General features: G+C 68.9%; 16 protein-coding genes and 4 pseudogenes. 9 read left to right on the top strand and 11 right to left on the bottom strand.

Annotated elements, in window-relative coordinates; all coding sequences use genetic code 11:
- Positions 1–30: 30 nt before the first annotated feature.
- Together AB0N06_RS20855 and AB0N06_RS20860 are read right to left on the bottom strand one after the other, a co-directional pair.
- On the bottom strand, positions 31–429 hold the full coding sequence (locus AB0N06_RS20855; RefSeq protein WP_366136163.1) for a hypothetical protein: 399 nt from the start codon (positions 427–429) through the stop codon (positions 31–33).
- On the bottom strand, positions 426–710 hold the full coding sequence (locus tag AB0N06_RS20860; RefSeq protein ID WP_366136164.1) for a hypothetical protein: 285 nt from the start codon (positions 708–710) through the stop codon (positions 426–428). Before AB0N06_RS20860 ends, AB0N06_RS20855 begins: the two co-directional genes overlap by 4 nt.
- 198 nt (positions 711–908) lie before the next feature.
- On the opposite strand from AB0N06_RS20860, the pseudogene AB0N06_RS20865 reads away from it, so the two are divergent.
- The 3 pseudogenes from AB0N06_RS20865 to AB0N06_RS20875 form a co-directional block, all read left to right on the top strand.
- Positions 909–1,736 (top strand): annotated as a pseudogene (locus AB0N06_RS20865) (ADP-ribosylglycohydrolase family protein); the annotation flags it as partial.
- Positions 1,737–2,063: 327 nt separating this feature from the next.
- A pseudogene (locus tag AB0N06_RS20870) lies at positions 2,064–3,200 on the top strand (RNA-guided endonuclease TnpB family protein); the annotation flags it as partial.
- Positions 3,201–3,411: 211 nt separating this feature from the next.
- Positions 3,412–3,942: pseudogene (locus tag AB0N06_RS20875) on the top strand (hypothetical protein); the annotation flags it as partial.
- A gap of 107 nt (positions 3,943–4,049) precedes the next feature.
- Here AB0N06_RS20875 and AB0N06_RS20880 read toward each other — a convergent pair.
- The 3 genes from AB0N06_RS20880 to AB0N06_RS20890 all read right to left on the bottom strand — a co-directional run bounded on the left by AB0N06_RS20880 (position 4,050) and on the right by AB0N06_RS20890 (position 6,288).
- Positions 4,050–4,256 carry a DUF397 domain-containing protein gene (locus tag AB0N06_RS20880; protein ID WP_266984619.1) on the bottom strand — a complete coding sequence of 69 codons (207 nt, stop codon included), beginning with the start codon at positions 4,254–4,256 and terminating at the stop codon, positions 4,050–4,052.
- A 237-nt stretch (positions 4,257–4,493) separates the two neighbouring features.
- Complete coding sequence (locus AB0N06_RS20885; RefSeq protein ID WP_366136165.1) at positions 4,494–5,363, bottom strand: helix-turn-helix transcriptional regulator; 870 nt, start codon at positions 5,361–5,363, stop codon at positions 4,494–4,496.
- 202 nt (positions 5,364–5,565) lie between these two features.
- The gene (locus AB0N06_RS20890) at positions 5,566–6,288 is read right to left on the bottom strand and encodes a GPP34 family phosphoprotein (RefSeq protein ID WP_358858310.1); all 723 of its coding nucleotides are present in this window, start codon (positions 6,286–6,288) and stop codon (positions 5,566–5,568) included.
- A gap of 194 nt (positions 6,289–6,482) precedes the next feature.
- On the opposite strand from AB0N06_RS20890, the gene AB0N06_RS20895 reads away from it, so the two are divergent.
- On the top strand, positions 6,483–9,104 hold the full coding sequence (locus tag AB0N06_RS20895; protein ID WP_366136166.1) for a serine hydrolase: 2,622 nt from the start codon (positions 6,483–6,485) through the stop codon (positions 9,102–9,104).
- Between the two features lie 177 nt (positions 9,105–9,281).
- Positions 9,282–11,144: an MFS transporter gene (locus tag AB0N06_RS20900; RefSeq protein WP_366136167.1), complete on the top strand. Its 1,863-nt coding sequence runs from the start codon at positions 9,282–9,284 to the stop codon at positions 11,142–11,144.
- A gap of 46 nt (positions 11,145–11,190) precedes the next feature.
- Here the strand turns inward: AB0N06_RS20900 and AB0N06_RS20905 are convergent, their stop codons facing one another.
- The 5 genes from AB0N06_RS20905 to AB0N06_RS20925 all read right to left on the bottom strand — a co-directional run bounded on the left by AB0N06_RS20905 (position 11,191) and on the right by AB0N06_RS20925 (position 18,219).
- On the bottom strand, positions 11,191–12,267 hold the full coding sequence (locus tag AB0N06_RS20905) for an NlpC/P60 family protein (protein ID WP_366136168.1): 1,077 nt from the start codon (positions 12,265–12,267) through the stop codon (positions 11,191–11,193).
- Between the two features lie 56 nt (positions 12,268–12,323).
- The gene (locus AB0N06_RS20910) at positions 12,324–12,806 is read right to left on the bottom strand and encodes a poly-gamma-glutamate biosynthesis protein PgsC/CapC (RefSeq protein WP_327245851.1); all 483 of its coding nucleotides are present in this window, start codon (positions 12,804–12,806) and stop codon (positions 12,324–12,326) included.
- Positions 12,803–14,422, bottom strand: coding sequence for a poly-gamma-glutamate synthase PgsB (pgsB, locus tag AB0N06_RS20915; RefSeq protein WP_366136169.1), 1,620 nt, complete (start codon positions 14,420–14,422; stop codon positions 12,803–12,805). Before pgsB ends, AB0N06_RS20910 begins: the two co-directional genes overlap by 4 nt.
- 6 nt (positions 14,423–14,428) lie before the next feature.
- Complete coding sequence (locus AB0N06_RS20920; RefSeq protein WP_366136170.1) at positions 14,429–16,732, bottom strand: cache and HAMP domain-containing protein; 2,304 nt, start codon at positions 16,730–16,732, stop codon at positions 14,429–14,431.
- 245 nt (positions 16,733–16,977) lie between these two features.
- Positions 16,978–18,219: a CapA family protein gene (locus AB0N06_RS20925; protein WP_366136171.1), complete on the bottom strand. Its 1,242-nt coding sequence runs from the start codon at positions 18,217–18,219 to the stop codon at positions 16,978–16,980.
- 38 nt (positions 18,220–18,257) lie between these two features.
- Between AB0N06_RS20925 and AB0N06_RS20930 the strand changes: the two genes are divergently transcribed.
- The 3 genes and pseudogenes from AB0N06_RS20930 (at position 18,258) to AB0N06_RS20940 (ending at position 20,477) form a co-directional block, all read left to right on the top strand.
- On the top strand, positions 18,258–19,193 hold the full coding sequence (locus AB0N06_RS20930) for a hypothetical protein (protein WP_366136172.1): 936 nt from the start codon (positions 18,258–18,260) through the stop codon (positions 19,191–19,193).
- A 96-nt stretch (positions 19,194–19,289) separates the two neighbouring features.
- A pseudogene (locus AB0N06_RS20935) lies at positions 19,290–19,715 on the top strand (isocitrate lyase/phosphoenolpyruvate mutase family protein); the annotation flags it as partial.
- Between the two features lie 270 nt (positions 19,716–19,985).
- Complete coding sequence (locus AB0N06_RS20940) at positions 19,986–20,477, top strand: hypothetical protein (RefSeq protein WP_366136173.1); 492 nt, start codon at positions 19,986–19,988, stop codon at positions 20,475–20,477.
- A gap of 208 nt (positions 20,478–20,685) precedes the next feature.
- Here AB0N06_RS20940 and AB0N06_RS20945 read toward each other — a convergent pair whose 3' ends face one another.
- Entirely contained in the window at positions 20,686–21,156 is a 471-nt protein-coding gene (locus tag AB0N06_RS20945; protein WP_366136174.1) for a YceI family protein, read from the bottom strand.
- A 60-nt stretch (positions 21,157–21,216) separates the two neighbouring features.
- Here AB0N06_RS20945 and AB0N06_RS20950 point away from each other — a divergent pair, with 60 nt between their 5' ends.
- Positions 21,217–21,705, top strand: coding sequence for an isochorismatase family protein (locus AB0N06_RS20950; protein WP_366136175.1), 489 nt, complete (start codon positions 21,217–21,219; stop codon positions 21,703–21,705).
- Positions 21,706–22,086 lie beyond the last annotated feature (381 nt).

Here is a 22,086-nt window from a genome sequence, read left to right on the forward strand (position 1 = left end):
GCGAACCGGACCGAGAACCAGAGTCGAGACTCAGTGAAAGCCCAGCATGCCGGGCGAGTCGATGTCGACAGTGAGGATGCCGGGGGGATAGTCGCCCTCGCGGCCGGTCAGGATGATCGACATGCCGCCGCTTTCCTGGTGGGGTGTCGCGACGTACAGCGCATGACAGGTGTCGGGGCCGCCCCAGCCGTCGCGGACCATTCCGCCGACTGTGGCGGCTGCCGTCTGGTCGAGCGGATCGACCAGGATGCTGGGGAGCGCGAGCACTTTGCGAGCGAGGTCCTTGTCGGCTGCCTCCGCCTGCATCAGGCACAGGGCGGGGGCGTGCAGCCAGTCACCCGGGGTGGCGGCAACGTTGCCGGCGAGGAGGTGCAGGGCGCGATGTCCCTGCGCGAGCGCCGATACCGCGCTCGTGTCGAGGATGATCACGCGGCGGTGCCTCGCCGGGCGTGCATTTTCTCGGCTGCCATCGCGTACACATTGGCGAGGACGTCCGGTCCCTGTTCGAACTCCTCGTCGGTCAGCGTGCAGCCCATGTGCTCACGTAGCACCTTGCGGGTGGTGGCGACCCGCTCGGCGATCTGAGCCGCGGTGGGCTGCTGGGCGGCCAGCTGGTCGACGAGCTGGCCCAGGCTCAGCCCGCGCTCCTTGGCCAGCTGGGCGAGATGGTCGCGCGTCTCTTTCGGCACCTGGATGGTCGTCGTAGCCATAGATTCACTATAGAGCTGCTACGGCCCACGGGTGAGGGTTGTCCGCGGTACGAAAATTCCCGGAGATTGCCGTTCAAAAGAGACCACGCGAGCTACTCCGTACATACCGTTCCGGCACTCAGTCGGACCGTGTCCGTTCGATTACAGTGCTGCCGAGCCGAGGCTGCGCAGTCGTAAGCGGACGGGGGAAGGGGCGCGGTGAGCACTGGGACCACAGCCATCTGGGGCCGTGCCGAACAGCAGGACTTCCGCAGCCGGGTGCGCGGCTGTCTGCTGGGTGGTGCCATCGGTGACGCGCTCGGCGCGGCCGTCAGCGGGCTCTCGCTCGAAGAGACCCGCGCGGCCCATGGCGCCGAAGGCGTCACCGACTTCGTGCCCGTCCACGGCAGACGCGGCGCGGTCACCGCCGTCACCCAGCTCACCCTGTTCACCGTCGACGGGCTGATCCGCGCCCAGGTCCGCCGCGACACAGGCGCCTGGCACCCGCCCACCGATGTGCACCGTGCCCATCTGCGCTGGGCCGCCACTCAGACCAACTGGGGTCCGGACGAGCGGCGCACGGAGAACGGCTGGCTCGCCCAGGAGGAGTGGCTCTACACCCGCCGTGCCCCCACCCGCGAATGTCTCAGCGGCTTCGGCGACGCCACCATGGGCACCCTCGACCAGCCCAAGAACCCCGCCGCGCGCGACTCGGCCGCCCTCACCCGGTCCGCCCCCTTCGGGCTTCTGGTGGGCTGGGAACCGCAGCTCGTCCTGCAACTGGCAGTCGAATGCGCCGCCCAGACCCATGGCCACCCCACCGCCCTGCTCTCCGCCGGCGCCTTGGCTGTCGTGGTGCACGGACTGGCCCGCGGCAAGACGCTGGACGGCTCCGTCCAGCAGGCGCTGGCGCTGCTCGCCGAGCGCCCCGGCCATGAACAGGTCACCGACGCCCTGCGGCAGGCGCTCGGCTCCGTGCGGCAGGGCATCCCTGGCCCGGCCCTCATCGAGGCGCTGGGCGACACGGATTCCGCCGAGGAGGTCCTCGTTGTAGTGAACGTGACGGCGGTCACACGATGAGCGGGCACTTCGTCAGGCTGTGCAGAACGATCAGAAGCACCGGAGAGCGCAGAAAGACCGCACGGGATTCGGGTCCCGTGCGGCCGAGAAGGAGGAGGACCGCTCGTACCGTCAGCGCGCTGGCGCGGCAGCACATGCATGCCCTTCTTTGGGGGTACGCCTGAAGTATGCAGGCGAGCAGGTTGTGACGCTTTATGGTCACGGTGAAGCGCAGCTCGATTCATGAGACGGCGATGTCTACCAGTTCCGATCTTGTCGCACGGGTCGTCGGGTCCCAGTCGTACGGTCGTGCGTGTGCAGCTTCGCTATTCGTTTCGAATCGAGCCGGGTCCTGGTCAACGCAAGGCGTTGGGCAAGGCGTTCGGTTGTGCGCGGGTGGTGTTCAACGACTGTCTGCGGGCCCGAAAGCAGGCCCATGAGCAGAGCCTGCCGTATCCGACGTCGGCAGAGCTGTCGAAGCGGTACATCACCGAGGCGAAGAAGACCCCTGAGCGGTCGTGGCTCGGGGAGGTGTCGTCGGTTGTGCTGCAGCAGTCGTTGCGGGATCTGGATGCGGCATACCAGGGTTTCTTCGGAAGTATCAAGGGCGCCCGAAGGGGGCCGAAGGTCGGCGAGCCGCGGTTCAAGTCGAAACGTGACAGCCGCCAATCCGTGCGGTTCACAGCGAACGCCCGGTGGTCGATCACGGCGGACGGGAAGCTGAACCTGCCGAAGATCGGCCCGGTGCAGGTGCGCTGGTCCCGGACCCTGCCGTCGGTCCCGTCGACGGTGACGGTGGTCAAGGACGCTGCCGACCGGTACTGGGCCAGCTTCGTCGTGGAGACCGACCCGGCGGACGAGGTCCTGCCCCCGCTCGACCGTGACCAGGGCATTGACCTGGGGCTGACACACTTTGCCGTCATGGCGGACGGCTCCCGCGTACAGTCGCCCCGGTTTCTGCGCCGGGCGGAGAAGAAACTCAAACGCGAGCAGCGGAGCCTGTCGCGGAAGAAGAAGGGGTCGAAGAACCGGAACAAGCAGCGGGTCAAGGTCGCGCGGGCTCACGCAAAGGTGGTCGACGCGCGCCGGGACTTTCACCACAAGCTGTCCACGAAGCTGATCCGTGAGAACCAAGCGGTCAGCGTGGAGAGCCTGAGTGTGAGGGGCCTGGCCCGCACGCGGCTGGCGAAGTCCGTGCAGGACGCGGGCTGGTCGGCGTTCGTGACCATGCTGGAGTACAAGGCGTCCCGGTACGGGCGCACCCTGACCAAGGTCGACCGGGCGTTCCCGTCCTCGCAGATCTGCTCGGCCTGCGGACACCGCGACGGCCCAAAGCCGTTGCACGTCCGTGCCTGGATGTGCTCCGCGTGTGGTGCCCGGCATGACCGGGACCACAACGCGGGCCAGAACATCAGGGACGAAGGGCGGCGCATCCGCGCCGCAACAACAAGCTGAACCATCCACCCCCGGGCCGGGGGCCTCACGCTGGTAACGACGTGAGTACACGCCTGCGGAGCACAGGTGAGACCAGGACTTGTCCTGGCACAGTGCACAACCCCCACCCCACGGGTGGGAAAGAACCAGGAACCCACCTCAAGGCGATCCGTTCGCACGGACACCAGAGAGAGAATCCTTCAGAGACTCATGCGGGGGAGGAGGTCAAGACGACCACATGAAGTGGACCGTCGGGATCAACAAGCGGCTGTACCGGGACGGCCGGGTCTATCAGGGCCGCACGCATGTGTTCACCGCGTTCCAGGACCATGAGGCGACGGTCTACCGGGACGGCGCCGCAGGCCCCCGGGACCAGCACGCCCTCGACCACCCGTACCGCGGGCTCGTGCTGCAGGTGATCGACGCCGAGGGGGCCGGGCGGCGCTCGGAGCTGCTGGAATGGCTGCGCTCCCGGCATCTGCCGAAGCGGCTCGGCGACTCACCGGCGGCGATGGTGACCGTCTTCCGTCCGACGCCCCTGCCGGGCGACCGGATGACCTATGTGAAGCAGGTGGAGGGCGTCGACACCCGGCTCACCCTGCTCTGGTTCCTCCAGGAGGACCCGCGGGAGTGCTGGACGGAGCACTTCACCGGGCTCGACGCGGCGGTTGCGGAATCCGGCCTGGGGCGGATGGAGCTGGTGGCGCCGTTCATCCCGACCGTGCCCGGCACGGACAGGTACGTGGATCAGCTGCGCTGACCGGTCCGTCCGGCGGCGGACCCCCTCGGCCAGGACGGCGGACCAGTCGAGGGGGCTTCCTGCGGCACCGTTTCGATGCCGCACCGCATTCTGTGGGTGGGCATGGGTCAGACGTCGACGGAGCCCTTTGCGATGTCGGACACGAAGGCGTTCCACGCGCCGGGCACGAAGGTGATCGAAGGACCCTCGGGGGCCTTCGAGTCGCGCACCGCGATCGACTGGACGAGGGGGGACTTGACCTCGACGCAAGCGCCGTTGCCCCCGGAATACGACGACTTCGTCCAATTGTCCGTGGCACCCTGACGAATAGCCATGTTCACTCCGGTTCGGATTCAGAGAGTTGTGTGAGTCGCACCAACTGCGTATCTGTTGGCGTGATCGACGCTACTCGCCAACATCGCCGGGTGAGAGGGCCGTTCACTCGACCGGATGGCATATTCCATGCGGGCCTTCCGCTTTGATGTGGCGACGGTGTACCGTGCCGTCGCCTCACCCGTAACATCGTTGCTTTTCCCGCATACCGGACTTTGCGGAATGTCTGGTTCAGTCGGTCAGTCGGTGCTGAGCTGGGCGTACGACTTCGCGATGTCGGCGATGTAGTGCCGGGTCTGCTCCACGTTCAGTGCCTGTGCCCGCAAGTGCTCGTACATGACGCTGTACCGCTGTACATCATTGGCTTTCTCCAGGTAGAGGTCGCTGGTGACGCCCTCGATGTAGACGACGCTGGAGTCCGCGGCATCCGGGAATTCCAGAATGGCGTACTGCCCGTTGATGCCCGGGTGGGCGCCCATGTCGAACGGCAGCACCTGAACCGTCACATGGGGCAGGTGCGACAGCTCGACGAGCTGTTCCAACTGCTCGATCATGACCTGCCTGCCACCGACCATCCGGCGCAGCGCTGCCTCGTCGATGACCGCCCAGAGCCGCAGCGGCCCGTCCTGGGTGGTGATCCGGTCCTGGCGGCGCGCACGGACGCTGACGCGCTTGTCGATGTCGGTCGGCGGTGCCTCCGGCAGTGCACCGTTGATCAGGGCCTCGGCGTAACTCCGGGTCTGCAACAGGCCGGGGACCACCTGCGGTTCGTACACCCGCAGTGACTCGGCGTCGGTCTCCAGGCCGATGTAGACGCTGTACGGGATGTCGCCGAAGGCATGCCACCAGCCCTGCTGGCGGGAGTCCTTGGCCATCTGCATGAGCGAGTCGACGATCCGGTGGTCCTCGACCTCGTACACCCCGCAGAGATCGCGGACATCGCGCTGGCTGATCGAACGGCGGCCGTTCTCCAGGCGGCTGATCTTCGACTGCGAGACCAGCAGTCGCTCCGCCACCTCCTCGGCCGTCATGCCCTTGAGCTCGCGCAGTCGGCGCAATTCCTGGCCCAACCGGCGTCGCCTGACGGTGGGATTGACGTTGGACGGCACGGAAACGGCACCTCCGGCTACGTAGCTGTGCGTATCTACTGCTCAGCAGATTGCCACCCGTGGGGTCGGTTGCGCTGGGAAATGGCCACACGCAGGCGCGCGGGGCAGCCGGTGGGCCGGCTGCCCCGCGCGTGGTGCGGCTCCCGAACCGGGTCTTGGGGACGTCGGTGCGGCGGTATTCGGTGCGGTGGTGCGGGCCGCCTCAGCGGGCAGCGGTGTGCACCATGCTGTCGCGACGGGACTGCGACTGCACTTGCGGTTGCAACGGCCCTCCTGCCGCCTGGTTGCGGCGCGGCTGGGCGATCGCCCCGTTCTGGACGTCCATCACGGCGTGTGCCACGAGACCGCCCATCGGGTCGTGTCTGATCAGGTCCCGGAGCCGGGAGCGCGATGAGCGCCCCTCGTTCCCGGGGTAGAGGTGCTTGCCGAGACCGACCGCGTGGGCCAGTGCGGCGAGCGCCGCGGTCCGCGGGTCCGGCGGTACACCGGTGCGGATCGCACTGTCCAGCCGGGATCTGATCTCCCGGCTGATCGCCGTGTCCGTCGCCTGGTAGCGAGTCGTCGGCAGCACCCCGCACATCTGGCCCGCCACGGCATGCACCATGCCGCACCGCTCCAGATGCGAGAGGTAGGTCTGGCGCAACCCCAGTCGGGGCCCGCCGATCCAGTGGACGGCCCGAACCGGGCTGCCACGTCGGCGCAGCAGTTCCAGTGCGGAGTCCAGAGTCGGATCTCCTGTCGGCCGTGGCATCACCACGGCGATACGATCCCCGTCAGGGGCTATCCGTCCTGCCAGAGCCAGCTCCACTAGCTGAGCTCCGGCGAGGCCGAGGTCGAGCGACTGCGGCTGCGCTGTGGTACCCGTGGTCGGGTCCAGAGCGAGCAACAGAAGCTCCTCCGGAATTGTTCTGCGGCTCCTGCCCATCCATGCCTCCCCGCGTGGATGAATGACAGGGTGACCCCTCTCACATTGGTCTGTCGAGAGTGCCTGGGTGCTTCGTGCGGGAACCGGCAGGTATGTCGTTCTCGTCTGGCAGCGCAGCCGAGGGTTCACACAGGACACTGGTAGATGGTTCGGACAGCGCGGGGGCGGCCCCGCAGCGCACGGAGGAGGCATCGGTGGCGGGCGAGTCCCCCGACAAGTCGGGGCAGCAGAAGTCGTCGGGAACGGCTCGGAGCGAACGCGATCCGCGGCTCGCCGTCTTGCATGAACAGGCCTCCCCGGCGGAGTCTGGCGGCAAGCAGGACACGGCGACGGCGGTCTTCCGTACGAAGCCGGTCGAGAGCGACGAGGACGCGGAGCGCGCCGAGGGCGTAGAGGGCACGGAGAACGCCTCTGAGGGCCCCGAGGCGGCCTCCACGCCGTCCGAGCCTGCCGAGCCCGAGGAGGGCGACGCGCGGCTGCGTGCGGCGGTGGCTGCATGGGTGGGGAAGGGTGACGGCGACGCCGCAGGCGCTGCTGCCGAGGAACCCGAGGCCGCCGAGGGAGACGCGAAGCCCGAGGCGGTCGCGGAGAGCGACACGCCCACGCGGGCGGAAGAGGCGGACGGGAGCGGGGCGGACTCCGCCGACGCGAGCGCGGACGAACCGGCTGCATCGAGCGCGGACGCGTCGGATGTGGCTGAAGTGGCGGACGACGCCGCAGCTGCAGACGCAGAAGCAGGCGCAAACTCCGATCACGATGCGGATGACGAGGCCGCCGACAAGCCTGCGGCGTCCGATGACGCCGCGGCCGCAGTCGCAACCACGGACGAGGACGAGGACAAGGACGAGCCTGCGGTCTCCGGCGACGCCTCCGACGAGACCCGGGTCTCCGAGGGGCGCGACGAGACCCGGGTCTCCGAGGGGCGCGAGGAGAGCCACGCCACGGAGTCCGCGGGCGCCGAGGAGCCCGAGGGCAACAAGAGCGGCGGTGACAGCGAACCCGAGGCGGCTGACGACGCTGCCGACGCCTACGCCGACGCCGTGACCAAGGGTGCCGAGACCACCGGCGCCGACGTCGAGGACGCCGACGAGGACGCCGGCGATACCGGTGACAGCGAACCCGAGGTGGCTGACGACGCCGACGCCGCGGCCAAGGGAGCCGAGACCAGCGACGCCGACGGCACCGACGGCACCGACGACACCGAGCCCACTGCGGACAAGCGCGGAATCGATCAGCCCACGGCCGTCTTCAAGACGGTCCGGCGCGACCAGATCGACCAGCCGACGACCGCGCTGAAGATCGCCCGCCCCTCGGCGAAGTCCGAGGAGAAGCCGGAGCCCGAGAGCCCCGCCGAGCGCACCAGCCAGTTCGTACCGCTCCGCCGCGACGACGCACGCCCCGCCCCGGCGCCCCGCAAGCCCGGGACGACTGGATCCGCAGCCGCCCCGGCCACCCGGCCGAGCCCCGAGCCGGCCCCCGCTCCCTCGCTCAGCGGAGCCGAGCGCACCCGGCAGCAGCCGATGCCGCCCCGGCCCCCGCTCGACCTGCTGGCCGAGCTGACGAACACCCCCCCGCCCCCGGAGACGCCGGTCCGTACCGCCGTTCGCCGGGTCAAGATCTGGACCCCTCTGGTCCTGCTCCTCCTGATCGTCTTTGCGATCGTGCAGGCTGTGCGTCCGCTGCCGACGCCCGTCCTGGCGCTGTCGGCCGACCCGACGTACACCTTCAAGGGGGGTGACCCGAGCCTGGCCTGGCCTGGACAGGGTCAGTCCGCGGTGACGGTGGACGGTGTCGGATCCCTCGGCACCGAGGGGGCGCAGAAGCCCGTACCGATCGCCAGTGTCGCCAAGGTCATGACGGCGTACGTGGTTCTCAAGGAGCACCCCCTCGCGGGCAAGGAGGAGGGGGAGAAGATCACCGTCGACCAGCAGGCGGAGGACGAGTCCAAGCGCCCGGAGGAGTCGACGGCCCCTCTGAAGAAGGGACAGCGGCTCACCGAGAAGCAGCTGCTCCAGCTCCTGATGATCCCCTCGGGGAACAACGCGGCGCGTCTCTTCGCCCGCTGGGACTCCCCGAACGAGGCGGCCTTCGTGGCGAAGATGAACGAAGAGGCCAAGGCGCTCGGGATGAACAGCACCACATACACGGACCCGAGCGGTCTGAAGAAGACCACCGTGTCCACCGCAGCCGACCAGCTCAAGCTGGCCAAGGCAGTGATGCAGAACGATGTGTTCCGGCAGATCGTCGACACACCCCAGATCGACATCGAGGGCATCGACGGCACGATCTACAACAACAACACCCTTCTGCTGCAGCCCGGTGTGAGCGGCATCAAGACGGGCTCCTCCACCCCGGCGGGCGGCAACCTCCTCTGGTCCGCCAACACGATCGTGGACGGCAAGAAGCTCTGGATCTACGGAGCCGTCATGGGCCAGCAGGCCGGCACTGGCCGGGTCTACGACAGCCTTCAGCAGTCGCTGGACAAGAGCCTCAAGCTCATCCAGAGCGCGCAGAAGGCCGTCACCTCCGCAACAGTCGTCAAGAAGGGCGACGTCGTCGGGTACGTGGATGACGGCTTCGGCGGCAAAACGCCGGTGGTCGCGACGGAGAACGTCAAGGCGATGGGCTGGCCGGGCCTCAAGGTCGAACTGTCCGTGACGGGGAACGGCAAGAAGATCTCGAACACCGCGACAGCGGGCACAAAGGTCGGCATGGTGACCGTGGGATCGGGGGCCGGCAAGGTCAGTGCTCCGGTGGCCCTCCAGCAGGACCTGAAGGCACCGACGTTCGGCCAGAAGCTGACCCGGATCAGCTGACGCCTGCACGGAAGGGGGTGCCGGTCCCGGCACCCCCTTCCCTGTTGTGCACGTGTTAGCGTCCCCGGACAACCGGGGAGCGCCGGACCGCGTCCTCACACGTGTACCGCATGGGGGCACGGGCACGAAGCACGGGGACAGGGTGACCGGGCCGGCGGAGACGGGGGAGAGACCGTAGTGACCACTGCGGAGCCGAGACCCGGCCGCGCGGCGGCCGGGAGCAGCGATGTGCGAGGCGACGTGACGAGCGGCAGCGGTGGCGGGAACACGGGCGTCCGGCTGCCGGCCCCGCGTACCCCCGAACCCCGGGCCGAGGTGCCACGGCGGATCCGCGCCCGGCGGCTGCTGCGTCACCCCGTCACCATCGCGACGGCGGCCGCCGCGGTCACCCACATCCTCTGGTTCTTCTTCTTCGCGAACAGCGGCGGTGACCTCGCGGCGCAGGATGCCTGGGCCGAGTTCGTCGGCCGGCATCCGGGTACCGCGTACAACCTCGCCTGGTACGGGGGCATGCACCCCGTCTCGTACAGCGTCGTGTCGCCGTATGTGATGTCGGTGCTCGGCGTGCGGACGACGATGATGGTCGCCGGGACCGTGTCGGCGGCGCTGACCGCGCTGATCCTGGTCCGGGTGCGAGCCGTCCGTAATCCGCTCGCCTGCTCGCTCGCCGGGGTGTTCGCGTATCTGTGCAACGCGCTGTCCGGACGCGTGACGTTCGGGCTCGGCCTGATGTTCGCGGTGGGTGCGGTGGCCACGGTGTTCTGCTGGCCGTACCGATGGCGGTACAAGCGGTGGGCGAAGGCGGCCGTCGCCGCCCCGCTGGCCGGGCTCGCGACGGCGAGCAGCCCCGTGGCCGGACTGTTCCTGGGTGTGGTCGCCGCCGCGCTGTTCCTGAACAAGCGGCGCCCCGGGGCGTACGCGCTGGGCCTGGCCCCGGTCGCGGTCGTGGCGCTGTCCTCGTGGCTGTTCCCGTTCTCGGGTACGCAGCCGATGTCGATCGCGACGCTGTCGTTGCCGTTCCTCTTCGCCGTCCTCGTCTTCCTTCTCGTCCCGCGCGACTGGAGCACCGTCCGTACCGCCGCCGCCGTCTACGGGGTCGGGACGCTGCTGACCTATGTGATCGATTCGCAGATAGGGTCGAATGTCACGCGGATGGCGATGCTGTTCGCCGGGGTGGTGCTGCTCGCCGCGCTGCCGTACGCAGTCCCGCGATCCCGGCGCTGGTACGCGCTCCTCCTCGCGTTCGTAGGCATGAACTTCTGGATCGGTTTCAAGGGCGTCGACGACATCGTCCGGACCGCCCCCACCGCCTCCTGGACGCGCGAGCTGGCCCCGCTCGTCAATGAGTTGCAGGAGGTCGGCGCCGAGCGTGGCAGGGTCGAGGTCGTGCCCGCGAGCAGTCACCGGGAGGCGTCCGCACTCGCGTCGTACGTCAACCTGGCCCGCGGCTGGAACCGGCAGGCGGACATGGAGCGCAACCCGCTCTTCTACGACGACACCCTGAACTCCGCGAACTACCGCCAGTGGCTCGACCGCTGGGCCGTGCACTACGTGGTACTGCCCAAGGGGCAACCGGACGCCACCGGCGCGGTGCAGGAGGCGGAGCTCGTCCAGAGGGGGCAGCCGTATCTGCGCAGGATCTGGTCCGACTCCAGCTGGCAGCTCTTCGAGGTCGACAGCCCGGTGCCGCTGGCCGATCCGCCGGCGACCGTGGACCGGGCCGGTGCGGGCGAGCTGACCATCCATGTGAAGCGGGCGGGCCGGGTGCTGATCCGGATTCCGTACTCGCGCTGGCTCGCCCTGGTCGACGACGAGGGCAAGAGCGTGGAGCGGCCGCAGGAGACCGAGGCCTCCAAGCAGCGCGCGGACCAGGACAGCCCGCGGACCTTCGTCAACACCAACGGCTGCCTGATCAAGGTGGACGAGGACGCGGACGGCGACGAGTGGACGGAACTGCTCGCGCCGCACGCCGGGGTGTACCGGCTGGCAGCGCCGTACCAGCTCTCGCCCGGCACACCGTGCCCGGAGGAACTTCGCTGAGCGGTGCAGCGGGCCTCCGGGCTGCGGTGAGCGGGGCGGCCGGGCGTTACAGGCGCTTCGCGCTGCGCAACGTCGCGGCGTAGTAGCCGTTTCCGTCGAGCCGGGAGGTGCCGCCCTTGTCGCCGACGGTCGGGCCGTTGACCTCTTCGCGGCTGGACACGAAGATCTTGTGTCCGTCGGTGTCGTGCCCCATGTACATGCCGACGTGGTCGAGGCGCTGTTTGGTGCGCTGGTCGAGCTTGAAGAAGACCAGGTCGCCGGGTTGCAGCACGTCGATGTTCTTCGGCCGGTTCGCGGGGGCGATACCCGTGAGCTCGATGATGTCCGTGCCGCGGTTGGAGCGGGCCATGCCGTTGGCGGTACGCGGCAGGCCGTCGCCCTGGGTGTCGGTGACCATCAGCGGGTAGCGGGCGCGGTAGCCGAAGACCGTACGGATGAAGCCCGAGCAGTCCATGGAGCGGGCGCGCTCGGCGCGCGGCTGCATGGTGGTGCCGTTGCGAAACGTGTACGGGATGCCGAGGTAGTCGTAGAAGTCGGACTCCTCCAGGCGGTAGTCGTTGCCCGGGCTGCCGTTCGGGTTGATCGGCCCGAAGTTGGCGTCCCCGGCGTACGGGATCCCCTCGTCGTCCTTCTTGACCGGCGCCTGGTCCACGTACTGGAAGGCCATGGCGAAGAGGTCGTCCTCCTCGCTGCCGAAGAACTCCTTGAACCAGTCCTTGAACCACTTCTCCTGCTGCGAGCCCTTCTTCCACTGGTACGGCATCAGCCGCACCCAGTCCTCGGTGACGATCCGGGACTTGGTGTTGGCGGGCTCGGTGAAGGTGCGGCTGGGGCCGGTGAGCGTGGCCGTGCGCGCGCCGTCGGTGAAGCTGGCAAGGACCTCGCCGTTCGCGCCGCGCAGCACGGTGCGGGACGGGTTCTGCAGCCGCTCCCAGCGCTGGTCGCCGGTGTCAGCGCCGGAGGACCGGAGCGCCGGGTTGTCGGTGACGGCCTGCACGGCCGGGGCCTTGGCCTGCTCGTCCTTGCGCAGTTCGACGGTGAGGTAGCCGCTGCCCGCGAGCAGGGCGATCACCGTGACGGCATGCAGCACCGGGCGGCGGCCGCGTTTGGTCTTGGCACTCATGAGTCGGTCAGCTCCGGGTTGGGTGAGTCGTCAGGCGGTGTCGGTCGGCATACCGGTCAGACGGAGGGCAGTGCGCCCAGCAGGATTCCGGCGGTGAGCACGACGTAGGCCGTCAGCGTCACCGTGCCGGTCGCGAGCAGCGTTGCGCCCTTGGGCTGCCGGACGAGCTGATAGGCGATCAGGCCCGGGACGATGAAGCCGAGCGTCTGGTTGGTGTACATCAGCGGGAACTCCAGCGACAGCACGATCATCAGCGTCGCCTGGAAGATGACGCCGGTGAGGACGACGGTGGAGAACAGTCGCTTGCCGTAGAGGATCACCACGCGCTGGAGGCCGAGCACGGCAACGTACGTCAGCACGGTGACGCCGACCACCATGGCCGCGCGCTGAAGGTCCTCCACGAGGGTGAGGGCGAGCCAGCCCGGCGTGATCATGCCACCGGGGGAGAGGTTGGTCGTCAGATAGCAGACCAGCGAGAACATCAGCCCCAGCGCGATACCGATCGCGGCTATCTCAGGGGTGAGGACGGAGGGGATCAACGGGGCTCTCCTGGGTTCTGCTGCTGGGCCGGTGCGGGCGGGTTGACCGGCTCGAACGGGCCGCGGACGTACGGTTCCGAGGACGGCTGCGCCGAACTCTGCGACGGAGGCTGCGGCCGCATCCCGGCCGTCGGCTGCTGCGCGGGCGGCGCCTGCTGGGGCACTGCGGAGAGCGGGAGCACGCTCTGCCGACGCTGCTGGTAGCGCGCCTCGAACGCTTCCGAGTACGGCGCGAACGGGTCGAGGCGCGGGGCGTACCGCGGCAGGGCGAGCGTCTCGTCATGCCGTACGTAGGTGGGTTCGGGCTGGTGAGAGGGGTTCGGCTGGGCCGGGATCACGGGGAAGGCGGCGGTGGCCGGCCCGTCGTCGCGCACGTCACGCGGAACGGGCCTGTCCGCATCACCCGGCGTCCGGCCCCGGGTCTCGTCCGGCGTCTCGTCCGCAGGCAGTTCGGCCAGCTGCTCCAGCAGCAGTTCGCCCTGCCCGTGGATGTTGCCGATCGCGACGAGCGACGAATCGGGGCCGAGCTGTGCGAGCAGCTGCTGCATGAATTCCTCGGGGTCCCGCTTGTCACCGCCCAGGTCGACCGCGGTGCGCCGCCACTCGGTGGGGATCGCGTCGATGGCGCTCTTCGCCGGGTGGCCGATGACGAAGACCTTCTCCGGCTGGAGGTCGGGGATGATCTGGCCCATCTGGCCGTTGCGCTCGACCCGGTCGGGGCGGCAGTTGATGACAACGTTCAGCGGCCGGTTGATCGCACCCAGGTCGAGCAGTTGGTTGATGTTCATCAGCGTCGACTCGGGGTCGTTGGCCGCGAAGACGTTCGCGAACCGCAGCCGCTTGCCGTCGTCGGTGCGGTACCGCTCGACCGAGAGGACACCCGGGTCCGGCGGCGCGTCGTACATACCCCGGAGTGCGGTCTCCCTCTCCACGCCGAGGAGTTCGGCGACGGTCAGCGCGATCGCCACGTTCTCCTTGAAGGTGAACCAGCTGAACCCGCGCAGCTCCTCGTCGCTGACGGTGTTCGGGTCCGCGTAGATCAGCTTGCAGTCCCGGGCGTCCGCCTCCTCCTGGAGGATGTCGAAGCGGTCCTGCTCGGCAGTGACACAGATGCCGCCCTCCGGCATGGAGCGGCACAGGGAGCGGGCCACGTCGTCGAGGGTCGGGCCCATCTCGGCCAGATGGTCCTCACGAACGTTGCAGAGCACGCCGATCGTCGACCGGATCAGCTTCGACTGGTTGATCTCCTGGAGCGCGGGCATGACGGCCATGCACTCGATGACGAGCGCGTCCGGGCTGTACGACGCGGCGCGGCGCACGATGCCGATCTGCTCCACGACGTTGGCGATGCCGAACTTGCGGTAGACCGGCTCCTCGGTGGCGTCCGGGTGGATGAAGCGGGCCGCGGTGCCGGTGGTCTTGGCGACGGTGACGAGGTCACCGCCGCGCAGAGCACCCGCGCACAGCCGGGTGATGGAGCTTTTGCCGCGGATGCCGTTGACGAGTACCCGGGTCGGTATCCGTTCCAGATTGGCGAAGTGGCGGCGTTGCTCGACGATGCCCGCGATCAGCAGGATCGCGCAGCAGACCACGAGCACGGTATAGAGGAAGAGCACGGCCGATCAGTTCCTTCCGGCCAGGGGAGCGCTGTCGTGTCTGCGCTGCTCCTGGAGCTGCTGCCGGACGAGTTCGAGGCTGCGTGCGACGGCGCCGACCTCGTCGTGGTGATGCGGGAAGAGCACGGTGCGGCGGTCGCCGGCGGCCAGCGCCTCGGCCTTGACGGCCAGCTCACGCAGCGGACGTACGACGACGATGTACAGCCAACCGAGGCAGGCCGCGGCGGCGGTGACGCCGAGCACTCCGGCGAGGACGGTGCGGTTCTGCAGGCGGTACTCGGGGATGGCGAGTCCGGCGGCGGGCTGCCAGCTGACCACCGTCCAGCCGAGTTCCTTTGCCGCTCCGCCGCCGACGAACGGCGCCGCACCGGCGACCTGGACGCCGCCGCCGTCGCGGTACATGACGCCGCTGGCGTGGGCGCTGAGACCAGTCTTCTGGCTGGTGCCGGTGGCCAGCTCGTCGAGCCGCTTCGGCAGCTTCTGGAAGGCCAGATAGCCGGTGTTGCCTCCCAGGACCCGGTGCTCGCTGTCGACCACCCGGATCTGACCGAGGCCGGGGCGCTTGAGCAGCGAGTTGATGAAGTCGATCCGGAACTCGCCGATCACTGTGGCACCGCCCCGGCCCGGGATCTCGGCGTATCCGGCGATGACGGGCTCCTTGCCGGAGCTGTTCAGGACGCTCATCGGCTGCGCGAACGGCTTGTCGTTGTCCTTGGCGCCGTCACCGGCGGGCAGCCGGTGCGGGGATTCGCCGGCCCGGGCCAGGATCGCGCCGTCGGCGGAGCGTACGTACAACGACTGGTAGCGCAGATGCTCGGTGCGGGTGCGCTCCAGGACCTTCTTCATGTCCTCGGGGCTGGTCCGGTCGCCGATCAGGGCGGAGACGGACACCAGATCGGCGTGGCCCTCGTTGAGCGCGCGGCGCACCCGGTCGGAGAGCGTGTCGGTGCGTTCGCGCTGGTCGCTGATGATCTGTTCGGGTACGGCGACGGTCGAGTCGGCACGGTTGAAGAGCAGCAGCATCGGTGCGGACCAGGCCAGCAGCAGGACGCCGCAGACGACGATGAGACCGCGGGTGCCGAAGCGGCCGCGGCGCGAGGAGCCGGGAGGCGGGCCCGCGGTGTCGGCGGACTCGCCGACGAGCTGGCGGCGGAGCCGTTCCAGGGCCTGCCCGATCCGGGCGGCCTCGCCGTACTTCGGGACGGTGACCGGGCGGGCCAGATCCCCGCGGGTGAGCCGACGGCTCTCCAGGAAGAGCCGCAGCAGGGGTCGCTGGACCGTACCGATCAGCAGGGCTACCGCGAGGGCGCCGATCAGCAGCAGTGCCGCCGCCGCGATCAGCCCGAAGAGCGGGCCGGCGACCCGGGTGGGGTCCACGGCGACGTCGACCATGGCCACGACGGTCAGCCCCAGCGCGGTCGCGACCGTGCCCTCGCCGGGCTGCGGACCGGTGAGCGTGGCGTATCCGGCAATGGAACGGTCACCTTCGAAGGAGCTGCCGAGCAGGCTGCCGCTGACCCCGGGAAAACCACCGGAACCGGGCTCCTTCGCCGTGAGCGGGTGCTGCGCGGCCTTGGTGGCAGCAATCTTGGAGAAGGCTTTGAGCTCCTTGTTGGAGCGCTTGACACCGTCGCGCTGCAGATCGGTCAGGACCTGCTCGGGCTCGGGGATGCCGTCACTGCTGAGGATGTGCCCATCGCTGTCGATGACGGCGATCGAGCGGAACTGTCCGAGGCTGATTCCGGGGAAGCGCAGACTGCTCGATGCGATGAGCAGTTGCTGCGGCCGGTCGGGCCAGGACAGCAAGGCAAGGGCGAGCAGCCGGGTCTCGCCGTTCTGCAGCCGCACCATGCGTGGGGTGAGCCCGTCCTTCGCGGAGAGCCTGCTCGTGTCGATGGCGGTGACGGGCACGTTCTCACCGCGTGCGGCGAGCAATCGGCCCGACTTGATCTCCACGACGGCGGTGCCCATCCACTTCTGATAGACACTGCCGATCTTGTCGAGGACGGCGTCCGGAGAGACCGGCTCCCCGGCGCTGAACAGTCCCGCGGTACGCGTCAGGTCGGTGGCGCTCTCGTCGATCGAGGCGCGCATGGCGACGGCACCGTCCTCGGCGAAGCGCTGCTGAGACGTCAGCACCGCCTCGGGGACGGATCCCTGACTTGCCCTGCCCAGGCCCAGGGCGGTGATGCCCGCGAGGGAGAGCAGCAGGGCCGAGAGGACCGCGATGGGTGGACGGATGCCACCCAGCAGCGACATGTCGGCCCGGCGTCGGACCTTGTGCCGCCGCTTCGCAGACGAAGCGGCCATGAGTGTTCCCCTTTGGGTTCCGGCCCGCGCCGACGCGTGCCATGGAGACAGAACGACCAGTTCCAGGACTGGGAAGCTTGGCGAAAGGTTGTACGGAGAGTCGCCGATGTGACGCACGCAACTTTTGAAGCCCTGCCTGTGGGGCACGTGTGAGTTGGCTGTGTGCTGCCCAGGAGAGGGCCGCGAGCCGACGTGGGATCAGCGGCAGGCCGGATGGCCAGGTGATGACCAGACGGATCAGGTGATCAGTCCGGAAGGCCCTCCAGTGGCTTCAGGCCGTCCTTGGCCCCACCCCGGTTGAGCATCGTGCCTTGGGTGCGTTCGAAGGCCAGCCGGTACCGGGCCCGCTCCTCGGACGACAGCCCCTTGCCGTCCCGCAGGGACTCGGCCGGAATCACCAGCCGATGGTCCGTCACCGCGCCGGGCGCCTCGGCCGCCTCGACGGAGGCGGGGTCGCTGTCGTCGACGTCCGGCGGGATGGTGACGAGCGTCGGTACGTAACGGGCGTCCACGTCCCACGTACCGCCCCGCTTGTGGAATTCGAACCAGCCGATGACGCCTTCCTCGGTCAGCCCGGACGGCACGTCGTGTCGCGCCAGCTGGTTGCCGAGGCCGTACGCGACCCAGGTGCCGTCCACCTTCTCCATCGGCTGAACCACGTGCGCGTGGTGACCGATCACCAGGTTGATCCCGGTCTCTTTGGCGAGCCGACGGGCCAGCTTCAGCTGCGGAGCGCTCGGGTCGGGGTGGTGTTCGCGGCCCCAGTGGATGCTGAGGATCACCACCTCGGCGCCGGCCTTGCGGGCGGCCTTCTCGGCGGCGGCGATCCTGGTGAACGAGTTCTGGTTCACGAGCCAGGGTTTGTCGGCCGGTATCTCGCGGCCGTTGAACCCGAAGGCGTACGAGAGCTGGGCAACCTTCACGCCCTTCACGTCCAGGATCAGCGGCTTGGCGGCCTCCGCGCTGCTGCGTGCCGAGCCCGCGTGCTTGAGCCCGGCGGCGTCGAGGGTGTCGAGCGTGCGCTTCACGCCCTCGGCGCCGTGGTCGAGGGTGTGGTGCGAGGCTGTCGAGCAGGTGTCGTAACCCGTGCTCTTGATCGCCTTGGTGATCTGCGGTGGAACCAGGAAGTCCGGGTAACTCTGGAACGGACCCTCCGGCTTGCCTACGACTGGCTCGAAGTGGCAGATCGCCAGGTCGGCCTTGCTGATCACTGGCTTGACCCCGGCCATGATCGCGCCGAAGTCGAGCCCGTCGGCGGCGGTGTCACTGCTCCCGGCCCCACTGCTCCCGGCGTCCTTGCGGGCCTGTTCGGTCAGCTGCGGATGGATCAGAATGTCGCCTGCGGCGGCGACGGTGAAGGACGGGCCCGACCTCGCGTCGGCGGCGCCGCTGTCACTGCCCGGGAGGGAGCAGCCGGCGGCGGTGGCCGCGAGGAGCGCCAGCGCGGTGGCGCGGTTTGCGAAGGAGCCGTGAGGGAGTGGCGACACCCCTAATATTTTACTTACATACGACAATGGATCCTTCCGTGAAGGTAACAATCAAGGCAACACTGCTCGGTATCGGGGTGATGGTGGTCACGCTCGGCGCTCTGGCGGCAGTTCTCGTCCCGACCCAGAACCAGGGTCGACGCGGGGCGGTTTCCCCGCCATCCCCTTCTTACGGTCACGATCTGGCCCGGCGCATCACCGACTTCACCAGGGGCACCGTCGCTCACAGCGACTATCAGCAACCCCTGCGCGCGCAGCGACTTACCGTCGCCGAGGGGGTCGGGCTCTTCCTGGACGGCCGCCGGGCCGAGGCGGGGCGGCGGCTGGCCGAGGTCGAATTCGGGATCCGTGAGTTCACCGACACCGGGACCGGCCGCCGCTACGCCGAGATCGCCGACCGTGCGGCGGAGGCCGGACGAGGCTGGGGCCGGGTCTATGTCGACCTCGGCGCCCCGATCCGCTGGTCTGTCCAGGTCCCGCATCCGGTCGCCGACACCGGAAGTGAACAGCTCGGCCTCGGGGTGCTGCGCGCCAGGCCCGGTGGGGTGCTGGTGCTGGCCGGTGCGCACCGAAACGCCGGGAAGGGCGACCGGGCCGATGTGGCGCACCGCCGTGACACCGTCTTCGACGCGGTCTGCGACGAGCTGGTCGAACGCCGGCTGCCGGGCCTCCAGGTGCACGGCTTCGCCGACGCCACCGAACCGGACTACGACGTGATCGCATCCACCGGCAAGGGCGACCACGGGCTGGCCGCGGCCCGCCGCACGGCAACCGCCCTGCGGCGGGAAGGTTTTGATGTCTGTCGGGCCTGGGTGCGCCGCTGCGCGCTGGAGGGGCGCAGCAATGAACAGGGACGGCGGGCCGCGGCGGACGGCGTACCGTTCCTGCACATGGAGTTCAGCCGGAGTGTGCGCGACGACGAGGGCCGGATGCGGCGTGCGGTGGCGGCGATGGCGGCAGTGCTGCCACGCTGAGAAAAGGCGAGGGCAAGTAAGACCGACCGGCAATTGGGGGGCGGCGTCACGGGGCTGGGGCACGCACTTCGCGGCGTTGTCGTCCATCACGGCTCGCTCGCCCCCGTCGACCTGCACGCGGCGAAGATCGCGGCGGTGAAGGCCGCCGTGCCACACCTCTTTGTCAACGCGCGCACCGACACGCACTGGCTGGGCGGGGAGCAGGCGGCCGGGACGATGCACCGGCTCGACGCCTATCAACAGGCGGGCGCCGACGGCGTGTTCGTCCCCGGCCTGACCGGCGCGGCGTCGATCGCCGCGCTGGTCAAGGAGCTCGACGCGCCGCTCAACATCCTCTACTCCCCGTCCGGCCCCACGGTCGCGCAACTCGGCGGCCTTGGGGTGAGCAGGGTGAGCCTGGGATCGCTGCTGTACCGGACGGCGCTGGGCGCGGCACTGGGAGCGGCGGCGGAGATCAGGGCGGGCCGGGCGGTGAGCGGAGACGTACCGACGTACACACAGGGACAGAACCTCAGCACGTGACCATCCGCCCGGCCCCGGCTGTACGAGGTCCTGGGTCACGAGGCGAGTGCGTGTCAGGACTTGCTGTCGTCGGGGCGGGCTGAGCACATCACCTCGGAGGGTGACGCTGGTTCCTCCGCGCGGCTGATCACGCAGTCCAGGTCTCGTACCCGGCGACCATCCGAGTCAGCCGCGCAGGCTGACGACACGCGTTGGGCGGCGCTTGATGATGAGGCACATGAGTATTCACCCGGCCCTCTCCGCTGTCACCGTCGTTGCGGAGCCGCCCCGTTGGGCGGTCTGGGCCGCCCATCTGCCACGCTGGTGGTGCTGCCGAGCGGACTGTGGCGTATCGCCCTGGTGCTCGGATACCCGGCTGGTTACAGCGACGCGGGCTTCGCGGGCTTCGAGACGATCGGCGCGAAGGTGTGGATGCTGACACTCAGCGTGCTCTGCGAGCTGGGCGCATTCCTGACGATCGGTCTGGTACGACCGTGGGGCGAGATCGTGCCGCGCTGGATACCGCTGATCGGGGGGCGAAAGGTCCGTCCCATGGCTGCCGTCGTCCCTGCCGCCCTCGGCGCAGCGGCCCTGACCCTGATCTGGGCCAACGTCCCCTGGTGGTGGACATACCCGCACGATGACATGACGCACACCGGAAACCTCGTTGTCGGCATCCTCTACCAGCCATTGGTTCTCTGGGGCCCGCTGCTCGCCGCCGTCACCATCTCCTACTACCGCCGCCACCGCTCCCCGCATCGCCGGGTGACGACCGCCGGCTGAGTGCCGGACCTCGCAACCCGGCCGATTCGGTGACGAACGGGCCCGTCCAGCAGATCGCCAACCTGTTCAGCGTGCCCCGCTCCACGGTGTACGGGCACCTGGACAAGACCAAGACCGTGCCTGTGGTCCGTGACAGCCGGACGAAGGCCCCGGCGTTGCCACGGACCACGAGCTCAAGAGCCTGCGGCAGCCGTCGCCGGGCTCTCGGTCAGGACTGCCGGATCACGGCGACGTCGAACTCCAGCGTCACCTTCTCGCTGACCAGGCCCCCGCCGTATCTGATGCGCCAGTCCTTGCGGTTGATGGTCGCCTTGCCCGCGAAGCCGGCCCGGAAGGTGCCCCGCCGATCGTTCTCGGCGCCGGTCAGCTCGAAGTCCACGGTGACCGGCTTGGTCACGCCGCGGACGGTCAGGTCACCGGTGACCTTGAAGTTGCTCTCGTCGGCCCGCTCCACCTGGGTCCAGGTGAAGGTGATGATCGGATGGTTGTCCATGTCCAGGAAGTCGTTGCTGTGCAGGTGATTGTCGCGCTTCCGGTTGCGGGTCTGGACGCTCTTCGCCCGGATCGTGAGCTGGGCCGTGGACTTCGACGGGGCGTCGTCGTCGAGGTGCGCGCTGCCCTCGAACTCGTCGAACCGCCCGCGCACCTTGGTGACCATCGCGGCCCGCGCGGCGCTCAAGGCCGCCTGATCAACACCTTTCCATGAAATTCCGCGGAGCAGGTCCTAAGGTCAAGCGGTATGACAACCGCTCTGGTGCTGATCGATCTGATGCCGCGCATCATCGCGCTACCCCTCGCCCCGCACACGGGTGACGAGGTGCTGAAACGATGCCTGGAGCTGGCCAACGCCTTCCGTGCGCAGGGGCGGCCGGTGATCCAGGTCCGCGTCGACCGGCCCAACGTCGCCGAGCAGCCGCCGGGCAGCGACTTCGCGCCCGGCTTGGTGCAGCATGGGGACGTCGTACTGGTGAAGTGCAGCATCGGCGCGTTCGCGACCACGGACCTCGACGCTCAGCTGCGGAAGCTGGGCGTCGAAACGGTCGTCCTGGGCGGACTGGTCACCACCATGGGCGTGGAGTCCACAGCCAGGGCCGCGAGCGATCTCGGTTACGAGGTCGAGTTCGTCGCCGACGCCATGTCGGGCACGGCCGCGGAGGAACACGACTTCGCGGCGGCGAAGACCTTCCCGCGCTTCGGTCGGGTCACCACGACGCAGGACTACCTGTAGGCGTCCACGCCGAGCCTAAGCCTCGATCCACCGACGTGCTTTGAAGATGCTCTCGTGATCGTTGCGTGAGCTGGTTTCGGTCGGTGGTCGTTGACGGGCAGGTGATATCTGCTGGTCTGCCCAGCTTTTCCACGGGTTCGGTTCCGGTCAGGCCCTGGCGGGCGGGGTGGTCAGGGGCGTCTCAGGCCGGTGCGGGTGGGTCGTGGACAGTGTCGAAGAGATGTGTCCAGGCGTGCTGCCAGGGCCAGTTGTGTGGCAGGTGCAGGGTGATGCGTCGTGCGGAGCGTGAGGTTCCCCCGCTATGCGGGTGGTACTGACTAGCTGGTCAGAGCGGGTTGATGTGGTTTCAGGTTCACTGGTTCGGCCGCTGCCTGGTTGGCG

Origin of the sequence: Streptomyces sp. NPDC051020 (assembly GCF_040683105.1) — a bacterium.
In the GTDB taxonomy this organism is placed as follows: Bacteria; Actinomycetota; Actinomycetes; order Streptomycetales; family Streptomycetaceae; genus Streptomyces.

Bases quoted from the DNA above. Each gene is read 5' to 3' on its own strand.
- AB0N06_RS20880 (WP_266984619.1), bottom strand. From the start codon at position 4,256: ATGGCTATTCGTCAGGGTGCCACGGACAATTGGACGAAGTCGTCGTAT.
- AB0N06_RS20920 (WP_366136170.1), bottom strand. From the start codon at position 16,732: ATGGCCGCTTCGTCTGCGAAGCGGCGGCACAAGGTCCGACGCCGGGCC.
- AB0N06_RS20890 (WP_358858310.1), bottom strand. From the start codon at position 6,288: ATGGGCAGGAGCCGCAGAACAATTCCGGAGGAGCTTCTGTTGCTCGCT.
- AB0N06_RS20860 (WP_366136164.1), bottom strand. From the start codon at position 710: ATGGCTACGACGACCATCCAGGTGCCGAAAGAGACGCGCGACCATCTC.
- AB0N06_RS20950 (WP_366136175.1), top strand. From the start codon at position 21,217: ATGACAACCGCTCTGGTGCTGATCGATCTGATGCCGCGCATCATCGCG.
- AB0N06_RS20905 (WP_366136168.1), bottom strand. From the start codon at position 12,267: ATGAGTGCCAAGACCAAACGCGGCCGCCGCCCGGTGCTGCATGCCGTC.